This window comes from Stieleria sedimenti (genome assembly GCF_025060895.1).
Classification (GTDB): Bacteria; Planctomycetota; Planctomycetia; order Pirellulales; family Pirellulaceae; genus Stieleria; species Stieleria sedimenti.
Genome location: NZ_JANZKV010000308.1, coordinates 1 through 10105 on the forward strand (window position 1 = coordinate 1; position 10105 = coordinate 10105).

A 10105-nucleotide genomic window follows, 5' to 3' on the forward strand; every position below is an offset into this window, starting at 1 on the left:
TCTTCAGATGAGGGCCCGTAGGCTCGCGCCAAACGGCTGATATTCGTTTGACATCAGCCGGTTCGCGCCAGCGTCCGGGCCCCCTCATTCATGTTAACTTAGCGGTATTGGGCTTCAGCCGCTCTGCTTCGCTGCTCTGCAGCGAATCGAGATCGAATGCGAATGCCCCTAAATTCTTCCCAAGATCCGATCGAGCGAATCGGACGTTTGATAGATCAACGCTTCGGGGTAATGCGGGTAGGGGTGAAAGTACTCAAACGTCACGTAACCTTCATAATCGATCTTCTCGAGCTCATCCATCACCGCGGGCCAGTTGGTGGTTCCGTCCAAGAGCGGGCGGAAGGTTTCCAAGGAGTAGTCGGTTCCTTTCTTCGTAAATTCTTTGAAGTGAATGTTCTTGGTCCGCTGACCCAGGATCGGTACCCAATGCTCGGCGTGTTGGAACATGGAGATGTTGCCGGTGTCGTAGTGGACCTGAACGTTCTCGCTGCCGAAGCCGTCGACGAAGTCATTCATTTCCATCGGTGTCATCAAAAAGCCGTTGAAGAAAATGTTTTCCATGTTCAGCGACACACCTTTCTTTTCAGCTCCCTTGACCAGTGAACCGACGGCCTCCCGCGCCAATGCTTCACATTTGTCGTTGGGCACGGGGGTGTGGTCGTCGCGCCAGGGGATGTGAACGGCGCCGGGGACGACCAGCAAGTTCTCGACCTTCATCGTTGCCGCCGCGTCGGCCATCAAACCGGCCAGTTCGATGCCGCGGTTTCGCTTGGACGCATCCAGGCTGGACAGCGGATAGGGCCAGAACAGGAACGAACACAGGCCGCTGATTTCGATCCCGATTTCATCCGCCAGGTCGCGAATGCCGACCAGTTCCTTGTTCGATGCATTGGGGGAGAGGTCATTGTCGAGGTCGTAATTTAATTCGATCCCGTCGAATCCGGCGTCTTTGGCAAGTTGCATGCATTCACGAAGCGACATCCGGTCGGGATAGGGGAACGCCCACTGGTTGATCGATTTCTTGGCTCGGTAGCGTTTGGGCGATGATTTTCGATCGTCTTTGATCGAAGCGGCCGGTGGACTGGTGGCATCCTGTGCATTTGTCGACGTGGCGAAGGCCATTCCGGTGGTCGCCAGCCCCGCAGCGATGGCATCTCGGCGGCTGACCGTTCGGTTCTGTCCCAAGGGGACGCAACGATTTTGATCTGTCTTTGCCATCTGGTCATTCCTCTTTGTGTATTCGTCTCGGTGGATCCGTTATGGTAAGGGTGCTTCCGGTGCAGTCTCCCTCCCTTTTTTCAACAAGGATTCTAACATGCCCACCGTTTTACCATTCGGACGAGCGTTGTCCGCTTGCTGTTTCGCGGTTTTGTTGGCCACGTCGGCTGTTATCGCAGCTCCAACCGGCATGACCCTCGGGCCCGTCGAGCTTCAGTCGGTTGGTCCGATGACCTTCGCCACGTCCGGTGTGTTGTTGGTCGGTGATCCCAAAGCCGCGACGGTCTACGCTATCGCCACCGAAGACGCCGGCACCCGCGCCAGCGGCCCGTCGATCGCGGACCTGCAAGGCGCGATCAAGTCGTCGCTGGGACTGGATGGCGATCTGGAAATCGGTGAGTTGGCGGTGAATCCGGATACGGGAAACGTGTTCTTGAGCATTGTTGCCGGTGGTCAGGTTCACTTGGTAAAGGTTGACGGTCAGAGCGAGATCACGAAAGTCAACTTGGACAAGGTCCATCACGCATCCAAGGCATTGCCCAACCCGCCGGAAGACAAAGACGTCACGCGTCGCGGACGCACGCGGAACGCCCGCGATTCGTCGATCACCGACGTCGCATTCTTTGAAGGAAAAGTCATGGTGACGGGGCTGTCGGCCGGCGACTCACCCTCACGCGTGATCGAATTCCCCTTCCCGTTCGCGGAAAACACCGTGACGACCAGCGTCGACATTTTCCATGCCGCCCATGGTCGTGTCGAAGATGCGACGATCCAAACCTTCTTGCCGATGGTGGTCGACGGTGAACCGAGTCTGTTGGCCGGTTTCACCTGCACGCCCTTGGTTCGTTTTCCCGTCAATGCACTTGACGGTTCGGAGAAGGTTCGCGGCACCACCGTCGCCGAACTCGGCAACCGCAACCAACCCTTGGACATGGTCGTCTACGAAAAGAACGGCAAGACTTCGATCCTGATGAACAACTCCGCTCGCGGGATGATGAAGATCAGCACCGAAGGCATCGGGGAAAACCAAGGTCTGAGCGAACCGGTTCGGGGCGGCGGGACTGCGGGTCAAGAATTTGAAACGATCGAGTCGCTCTCCGGCGTCAAGCAGATGGACAAGTTCGATGCCAGCCACGCCGTCGCGATCGTCGACGTGAAAGGAACGTTGGCACTGCAAACGATCGAACTGCCGTAGCTCATCAGGCGAAGGCCATTGATCGTCGACACTCTCCTGGCAGGAGGGTCGAACCTCTAGAAACCCTCCCTTAAAAGGGAGGGTTGAGCGCAGCGAGGGGAGGGTTCACGAGGGCCAGCAATGTGCCCGTCGCCGTCGGTTCGACCGGTTACAATGGCGGCATGAGTCACACACATTGCCGCGATGAACCGTCCACCTCCGCTTCCATGCTCGCGCGTGCACGCGAAGGGGATGCGGAGAGTTGGAAACAATTGGCCCAGGTCTATGGCCCGATCGTCTATGGCTGGGCCAGGCGATGTGGTTGCCAGGCGGCCGATGCCGCCGATGTGATGCAAGACACGTTTGCCTCCGTCGCCAAAGCGCTTTCTCGGTTTGACGGCGGGCGGGACGGAGCGACCTTTCGCGGCTGGCTGTGGACCATCTCACGCAACAAAATTCGCGACCGGGCGCGGATCGCGGCCGAGGAAAGGGCTGCCGGGGGCACGGCCGCCAATCTGGCCTTGATGCAGATCGCCGACGCTCAGGCGACCGATGCGGATGATCCACCGACGACCGCCCAAGCCGATTCGCTCGATGCCCGTCGCCGGATGATCGAGTTGCTGCGCCAGTGCTTCGACCAGCGGACGTGGCAGATGTTTTGGGAGACCACCGTGATCGGACGCCCGCCGCTGGACGTCGCCGACGAGATGGGCGTCTCGAAATGGGCGGTTTACAAGGCTCGGGCCAGGGTGTTGCAGCGGTTGCAGCTGGAGATGAAGGGGTTGGAGTAGAAGCGGGGTAGGAAGATTTTGCAGGGAGGAAGATTTTGGTCAAAAAATGGAGCGGCGTAGGGCATGCTGTGCATGCCAATCATCTGCCTTCATTTATTTCGCAAAACACTGTCCAATCGCTCCGTTGTCAGGGTGTAACGGCGGGTGAGTCCCGCCGAAAATTGCACCACCGACGAGAGCCCATCGATGATCGCCATGAGACGTAACTGTTTGGAACCAGATGAATTGCGACAAGTGCTCGAAGGGGACTTGTCCCGGGAGCAGTTTGATTCGGCGATTTCGCATCTGGACACTTGTGAAACCTGTCGCACGGCGGTGGAACAGTTCGACGGCGGGCTGCAAGCGATCGGCGAATCCACGTCCTGCGAAGACGCGGCTCGGGCGGGAGTGCAGAACGAAACCGCCTGCCAAGTCGCGCTTCAGCAACTGCTACAGCAATCGTCAGCGCTGATTCCCTCGACCGTCGCTCCACCGCCTCCGTTTGAAATGCTCGGGCCCTATCGGCTGTTGGAATTGATCGGCAGCGGCGGAATGGGCGCCGTTTACTTGGCCGAACATCAACGGCTCAAACGCCGCTGTGCGATCAAGTTGTTGCCGCCCGAACGCGTCACCCAAGCCGGCTGGTTGGACCGGTTTGATCGCGAGATGACGACGATCGCGTCGCTGGAACACCCCCACATCGTGTGCGCCACCGATGCCGGACACGAAGCGGGCTGGCACTATTTGGTGATGGAATATCTGGACGGGATGGACATCGGCCGCGTGGCCGGACGGATCGGCCAACTGAACGTTGCCGATGCCTGCGAAATCGTTCGCCAGGCGGCACTCGGGTTGGCTCACATCCACGACAGCGGTTTGGTCCACCGAGACATCAAACCGTCTAATTTGATGCTGACTCAATCCGGAACCATCAAACTATTGGATCTTGGTTTGGTGCTCGACGGAGATGACCCGCTGTCCAAAGACGATCGCCTGACCACCGTCGGTCACGTGATGGGAACGATGCCTTACATGGCGCCGGAACAGCTGGCCGATAGCCGGGATGTGCGTCCCCAATCGGACATCTATTCACTCGGCGCGACTTTGTACCGATTGATCGCCGGCCACCCGCCACACCGCTCCGAGCGTGGGTTGGCGGCGCAGGTGTTGGCGATCACCAGCAGCGATGCCAAGCCGCTCGACACGATCCGAAGTGACGTCGATCGCGATGTCGTCAGCTTTGTCGCCGGCATGTTGTCGCGTGACCCGGCCAAGCGACCGGCATCGGCGATGGAGGTGGCTCGGCAATTGGAATCGATGGCGAAACCGAGTCATTTGAAACGTCTGCTGCGTGACGCGATTCGGAAACACTCCACCGACGATCTGCCGCGCAGCACCTTGCTACCGTCGATCGCCAAGTCCGGCGGTTCTAAAGATCGCGGCAGAATCAAACATTGGCTGATGGGGTCTGCCGCGGCGCTGTGTTTGATTGCCGCCACGATCGTGATCAAGATCCAGACCGATCGCGGGGATTTGGTCATCCATTCCGAGCATGACGGATTGACGGTTTTGGTCAAGCAAGGGGACGACGTCGTCGATCAGTTGACGATCGAATCGGACAAGGAGAACCGCACCACCTTACACAAGGGGACCTACGACATTGAAATCATCGGCGGCGGCGACGCGCTGAGGCTCAGTGACGAGGTCGTCACGGTGGGTCGTGGGACACGGCAGTCGATCGACGTCGTCAAGCGAACCGAACCGGCCAACCCGCTGCTGGCGGAAACTGCGATGGCGAACCCTGCAGCGCCGGACGATGAGGGAGCTGTCCCGAGCGTTACGTCGACCAAACCCGCTACAGCAGATGCCTCGACGGGAACGCAGGGAATGAGCGGCATGGGAGGGATGGCGTCGCCAATGGAGCTTGTCAGCTACGAGGGGAAACCGCTTTCGTATTGGCTGGAACAGATCCAAACCGAAACCGAGATCGAGTCGCTCGGTGAAGCCGTGTACGCCTCGATCGGCGGACTACAGGAATTATCGCGGCGGGGGATGGCGTCCAACTCGGATGTCCAGACGGTGATCGAGGCCGTGTTGCGGCGGGCGCGTGAGTTCGGCGGACTGAGCCGAAAACTGCCGCCGCTACCGGGCACGACGGACCAATCGATCACGCCGTCGGAACATTTCATGTGGTGTTTGACGGAAGTCTTTGCCGAACCGTCGTTCGACGTATGGTACGAAACCGCCGTCCGGGAATTGATCGAGGGCAACGTCAACAGCCGTGCCGCGGTGATCACCTGTTTGTACCGACAAGTGACAGTGGCCCGCAGCGGTGGTTTGTACGGCGGGATAGGCGGGGGGATGGGAGGTTTCGGCGGTGGATACGATCCCGGCGGGGCGATGGGCGGCACGATTTCCAAGTTTACCACCAGCAAACTGATCCGCTGTTGTCTCAGCCTGGCGACCGCCGACGCCTGGTCCGAACTCGCCGGTGATCAACGCAAATTGGCAGCGTCGATGACGCGTGAAGTGTTGATCGACTTGCCACGCAGCCTAGGAATGGGACTCTCTCAAGAGGCTTCGAAGGAATTGACCAGCGTGATCCTCGCGATTCCCGAAAAGGAACGCAATATCTGGGAACAGGGCTTTATTCCTGCCAACAACGCCGATCCGAACAACACCGGCATGTCCGACAGCGGATACGAAGGCGACGGGATGTCCATGATGAATTACGTCGAGGATGAATCGGTCGCGACGGACGCTTCACCCGAGACGCTCTTTCAGGGCCGCGACTTGGCCAGTTGGCTGGACTCACTTGACCGTGAACGCGATCTCGGATCGTTGATTGAGGCGATCGACGCGGTGGAAATTCTTTCGCGCGAATCTGACGCAACCACACGCAGGATGGCGGCGGAACGGACGATGTCACTCGCGCGTCGCTTCGGAGGGAAATGGGCAGGGTCGCCGATCGGTTTTGACGTCACAAACAGTGCTGCGCCGTCGCCAGGTTTTATGGCGAAATTCCCAGGAGTCTTTTCTCGCTACCTTCCAGATCCCGGACTGAACGTCGCATTAAATGAACTCAACAAAGGAAATGACCAAAGTAAATTAGCGTCCGTTTGGGCCATCAGAAACTTTTTTAGCGGGGTCTATGTCGACACCGTCTCGACGGAAAGCCTCACTGCGTTGCGAAATTGGATCAGCACCGCCAAAGCAGATCCGGAGCGGCGAGAAGAGTTGCTTCAACTTTGCGATCAATTGCTTGACGTCGCTGATCAGTATTCCGCGAAGACCGGCCAACAGGGACTACTTCAAGGCTTTGACGTGGAATCGAACGCCCGGCAAACTGCATTGGAGATCATTCTTTTACTTGGCGAAGACGTCACCGATCACCCGCGTCTTGAAAGCTATGTCAAGAAACGAATCTCGCAAGAAATAGATCGTCTAGAAGGGGCATCAAGACACGATTCGGAAAATGTTCCACCGGCATCGTTTAGCCTTTCGGACATGATCGCGGTCATTCAAATTGCCGAGAAAGAAGACGGTGTCGTAACACAACAACTTTGGCGTTCGATGGCGACCGCGGTCGTCGTTAAACAGTACGACGTCATGTCCAATAAGATTCCAATGATTCTCGAAGCAATCTATCAACGAGAACCTGATGCGCTGCTCCAAGCAGTTCATTCGCGATTCGGTCTGGAATCGTTACTTCATCAACCAAGCACAGAAACTCTAAAGCTGATCCGTTTCTACGCGGATCACGAATCCTCGGTGGAGAGATTAGATGAAGTACGAGAAAGGTTACGATCGATGGCTGCAGAAGTTGGTGTACAAGTCGGCGATCTAGAGAAACCGTTCGTTGATGCGATTGAACAGAGAAAAGTTGATACCAAGCCGACGGAAACTCCCTGAAGAACCGCGCGCGTTCACCAAAACGCGTCTGCGTGAATCGCGAGACATCCAACTGGTAATAACATCAACGAGCAGCCTTGACGACGCTTGTGCGCCTCTTGTGGGGCGCTGGTGTGGTCCTTGATGACGGTATTGGTCAAAAAATTTATTGGTCAAAAAATAGGAAGCTAAAAGATCGCCTTAGCGGGCGTAGCGGAACTCGCCAACAGTTTCAGCAACGTGCAGTCCGAGTGCTCCCATCCTCGACCACCCTATTTTTTGACCAACCCATCTTTTGACCAAATTGTTTTCTGACCCGTCGCCCCCTTTCATTCATGACGAACACTCGGGCCGGATGGCGTGAATCGAGTCTCCTACTTCTCCTTCTTAAACTCGATCGTCCTCGCTTTTTCGTCGTCGAACCCGGACGGGCCTTCGGGGGCGCCGGGGGCGGTCGCGCAGATCGTCCAGGTGGCGTCTTCGAGCGTGTAGATGCCTTCGACAATCTGCTTCTTGAATTGCTCGATCGGGCAGTCCTCGATCCGAACCGAGATCCGTTTCGGCTTGGCGCTGGCATCGATTTCAAAGGTTCCCTCGTACCATTCTTTGCCCTCGGGGCCGTCGAACCGGATCTTCTTTCCATCAACGCTGAGCGTCGCCTTTTTCTTGCCGTTTTCGGTTTCGACTTCGGCGGTCCAATCGCCCTGCAGCTTTTCCAATTCCTTGTCCGCCGCTGCGGCGTCAGGGCTAAAGATCACAGTGGCGACGAAGAACAGAGCCAGCAATGGGAGTTGAAATCGCATGGGGGGGACCTTGGAGAAGCGGAGAAGGAGTGACAGGACGCATTGTATCGATTAAACGGCATCCCATCCCCGCTGCGGGGTTTCAGACGGCAAATTGCGGGGTGCCGGCATCGTCACGTCGACCCCAGCGCGGGCGATCCCAACGATCATTCCCGTTCGGCACGGGGCCTGACGTCACTATCCGAGCAGGAAATGCCGCGACCGGCCTTCCGGGCTTTGACTCGCGGCCGAGATTTAATAAAATGCGGCAGTGGAATTCGCCCCGTGAATCCCACGCCCGCCCCCGACACGACGGTCCTGGAGGTGGTTGATGGCCCCGGAATTCTGGCAAAGCTCGCTTTGCGATCCGGACAAGCCCAACCGACCGACCCGCTTTCGCCGCACTTGTGCGTGAGGGTTTTTGATTCTCAAGCCTCTTTTGGAGCGAAACGATGTCTGTATGTGGAGTTGCAAGCGGTCTGTATGCGATCGGATTTCCCGGTATGCCGGAAATGCTGATCGTGTTGTTCTTGGCGCTGCTGTTGTTCGGTGGTGCCAAGCTGCCGGGCCTGATGCGTAACCTGGGCAAGAGTGCCAACGAGTTCAAGCGTGGCATGAGCGAGTCGGCCGACGACGATGAATTGTCCGACAAAAAATCGGACGAATAGAAATGTTCGGGCTCAGTCCCTTTGAAATGATGGTGATCGGGGTGATCGCAGTCGTCTTGTTCGGCGGCAATCTACCCGACGTGGCTCGCAAAGCGGGCGGCATCTATCGTGAATTCCGCAGTCGCCTCAATGAGGTCCAGCGAGAGTTCCGCGCCGCCGAGTACGAAGCGACCAAGGCGCTCAATCCTTACGAATCGTCGAAAGTGGAACCCGACGACGACGAGGAACCTTCCGAGCCGGCGGCGCCCAAGTTCACGCCACCATCTTAAGCCGAAAGATTCTGTTCCTGCGTGGGAAGTGATTCCCACGCAGCGAGGCACCACCCCAGCGGGACGCGTCAGCGACCGGCCCGTCACCGGAACCCCTCCGCCCAATGCCATCTACTTTGGCTCCAAAGGTGTTAGCGGAACGGCGCGAGCCGTCCGGTCGCGCTTCAAAAACACCGTGAAAGACCGGAGGGCTCGCGCCCTACCGCTAACAAAAAATACCCCGCTTGGCGTCAAAGTTGATGGCATTGCCCCTCCGCCTCCGGACCACGATTATTCCGATCGCTTGAACAGGTCCAGAAACCGATCTTCGAACTGATCAAACACGCCCAGCCGATCGAGTTCATTCTTCAGTTCATACGCCTTCGAACGGTCATCGGCAGCTTGGGCGAACATCGTTTCGATCCGTTCCTGGTCCGCTTCGGCGAGTTCTTCGTCACTGTCTTGCGGGGGCTCAAACGATTCGGACGCGCCGGACTCGCCGCCTTCCATCTTCTCCTTGAACTTGGCCAGCAATTCACCGAGTTGTTGTTCGATGGCGTGGGCTTGTTCTTTCAACTCGGTGAAGTCGAGTGGAACTTCTGCCATCTCGGCAAACACTTCCAGCACCGCAAGCGACGCCTTGGGGAACGGCAGTTGGGCGAACATGTGAGGCATTTCGCCGAGCAGGCAAACGCCTTCCATTCCCTTGTCGGCGGCGGCGGCAAGCAGCACGCCGTTGAGTCCCCCGATGTGGCCTTCTTCCAAATAACGCACTTCGGGGCGATCGAGTTCCTTCAGCGTCTGTGGGTCGGTGGCGGCCCCGAACAGGCGTGATTCGTGTTCGGGATGCATGTCCGTCGCCATCGCGGCAAAGGTAAACACGCGTTCGACGCCTTGGTCGCGGGCAAAGTCGATGAGCTTTTCGCAGAACTCAAATTTGCCGAGCGGCGGCTGGGCTTCGCCGATGAAGACGATGATGTCACGTTTGCCCTCCGGGGCTCTCCAGACGAAAAAACGACTCCGCGGTCGCTGCGTTTTTTGCACGATCCCCGATTTAATGATCGCATAGTCGACATCAAACAAACCGTTGGACGTGAACTCGCCCAAATACTGCATGCCCAATTTGGCCATCAGATAGTACCCCGCGCTGATCGCCACGTGCCCCATACCGGGCCAAACGGCGACCAACCATGGACGTTTCGACTTAATCGCTTCGCTCATCAATTCTTCTCAGTGGGGAAAATGCAACGTCGGGTCGAGGCTGAAGTCACAAGGGTTTCAGCACACGTTGGTGTCCAGCCTTTAGGCGTTTCGACTTGCTGCGAAGCAGCAAAACCGGGCGGCTAAAGCCCAA

The 10105-nt window shown here is 57.7% G+C and carries 8 protein-coding genes; 5 read left to right on the forward strand and 3 right to left on the reverse strand.

Going from position 1 to position 10105, the window contains the following annotated elements; translation table 11 throughout:
- Positions 1–168: 168 nt before the first annotated feature.
- Entirely contained in the window at positions 169–1218 is a 1050-nt protein-coding gene (locus tag NZK35_RS31460) for a sugar phosphate isomerase/epimerase family protein (protein ID WP_259636502.1), read from the reverse strand.
- 97 nt (positions 1219–1315) lie between these two features.
- Here NZK35_RS31460 and NZK35_RS31465 point away from each other — a divergent pair, with 97 nt between their 5' ends.
- From NZK35_RS31465 to NZK35_RS31475, 3 genes are all read left to right on the forward strand, one after another.
- Positions 1316–2413 (forward strand): hypothetical protein, encoded by a 1098-nt coding sequence (locus NZK35_RS31465; protein ID WP_259636503.1) that lies wholly within the window; start codon positions 1316–1318, stop codon positions 2411–2413.
- A gap of 161 nt (positions 2414–2574) precedes the next feature.
- Positions 2575–3183, forward strand: a complete 609-nt coding sequence (locus NZK35_RS31470) for an RNA polymerase sigma factor (RefSeq protein WP_259636504.1) — start codon at positions 2575–2577, stop codon at positions 3181–3183.
- A gap of 195 nt (positions 3184–3378) precedes the next feature.
- Positions 3379–7074, forward strand: a complete 3696-nt coding sequence (locus NZK35_RS31475; protein WP_259636505.1) for a serine/threonine protein kinase — start codon at positions 3379–3381, stop codon at positions 7072–7074.
- Between the two features lie 353 nt (positions 7075–7427).
- On the opposite strand, the gene NZK35_RS31480 is transcribed toward NZK35_RS31475, so the two are convergent.
- Positions 7428–7856: a TIGR03067 domain-containing protein gene (locus tag NZK35_RS31480; protein ID WP_259636506.1), complete on the reverse strand. Its 429-nt coding sequence runs from the start codon at positions 7854–7856 to the stop codon at positions 7428–7430.
- Positions 7857–8287: 431 nt separating this feature from the next.
- Between NZK35_RS31480 and tatA the strand changes: the two genes are divergently transcribed.
- Together tatA and NZK35_RS31490 are read left to right on the forward strand one after the other, a co-directional pair.
- On the forward strand, positions 8288–8503 hold the full coding sequence (gene tatA, locus NZK35_RS31485; RefSeq protein WP_095736822.1) for a twin-arginine translocase TatA/TatE family subunit: 216 nt from the start codon (positions 8288–8290) through the stop codon (positions 8501–8503).
- Between the two features lie 2 nt (positions 8504–8505).
- On the forward strand, positions 8506–8772 hold the full coding sequence (locus NZK35_RS31490) for a Sec-independent protein translocase subunit TatA/TatB (protein ID WP_145210059.1): 267 nt from the start codon (positions 8506–8508) through the stop codon (positions 8770–8772).
- Between the two features lie 270 nt (positions 8773–9042).
- Here NZK35_RS31490 and NZK35_RS31495 read toward each other — a convergent pair whose 3' ends face one another.
- Positions 9043–9972, reverse strand: a complete 930-nt coding sequence (locus NZK35_RS31495) for a PAC2 family protein (RefSeq protein ID WP_259636507.1) — start codon at positions 9970–9972, stop codon at positions 9043–9045.
- Positions 9973–10105: the final 133 nt, after the last annotated feature.

Excerpts from the sequence above, each read along its gene's own strand:
- NZK35_RS31460 (WP_259636502.1), bottom strand. The coding sequence starts at position 1,218 with ATGGCAAAGACAGATCAAAATCGTTGCGTCCCCTTGGGACAGAACCGA.
- NZK35_RS31465 (WP_259636503.1), top strand. The coding sequence starts at position 1,316 with ATGCCCACCGTTTTACCATTCGGACGAGCGTTGTCCGCTTGCTGTTTC.
- NZK35_RS31470 (WP_259636504.1), top strand. The coding sequence starts at position 2,575 with ATGAGTCACACACATTGCCGCGATGAACCGTCCACCTCCGCTTCCATG.
- NZK35_RS31475 (WP_259636505.1), top strand. The coding sequence starts at position 3,379 with ATGAGACGTAACTGTTTGGAACCAGATGAATTGCGACAAGTGCTCGAA.
- NZK35_RS31480 (WP_259636506.1), bottom strand. The coding sequence starts at position 7,856 with ATGCGATTTCAACTCCCATTGCTGGCTCTGTTCTTCGTCGCCACTGTG.
- tatA (WP_095736822.1), top strand. The coding sequence starts at position 8,288 with ATGTCTGTATGTGGAGTTGCAAGCGGTCTGTATGCGATCGGATTTCCC.
- NZK35_RS31490 (WP_145210059.1), top strand. The coding sequence starts at position 8,506 with ATGTTCGGGCTCAGTCCCTTTGAAATGATGGTGATCGGGGTGATCGCA.
- NZK35_RS31495 (WP_259636507.1), bottom strand. The coding sequence starts at position 9,972 with ATGAGCGAAGCGATTAAGTCGAAACGTCCATGGTTGGTCGCCGTTTGG.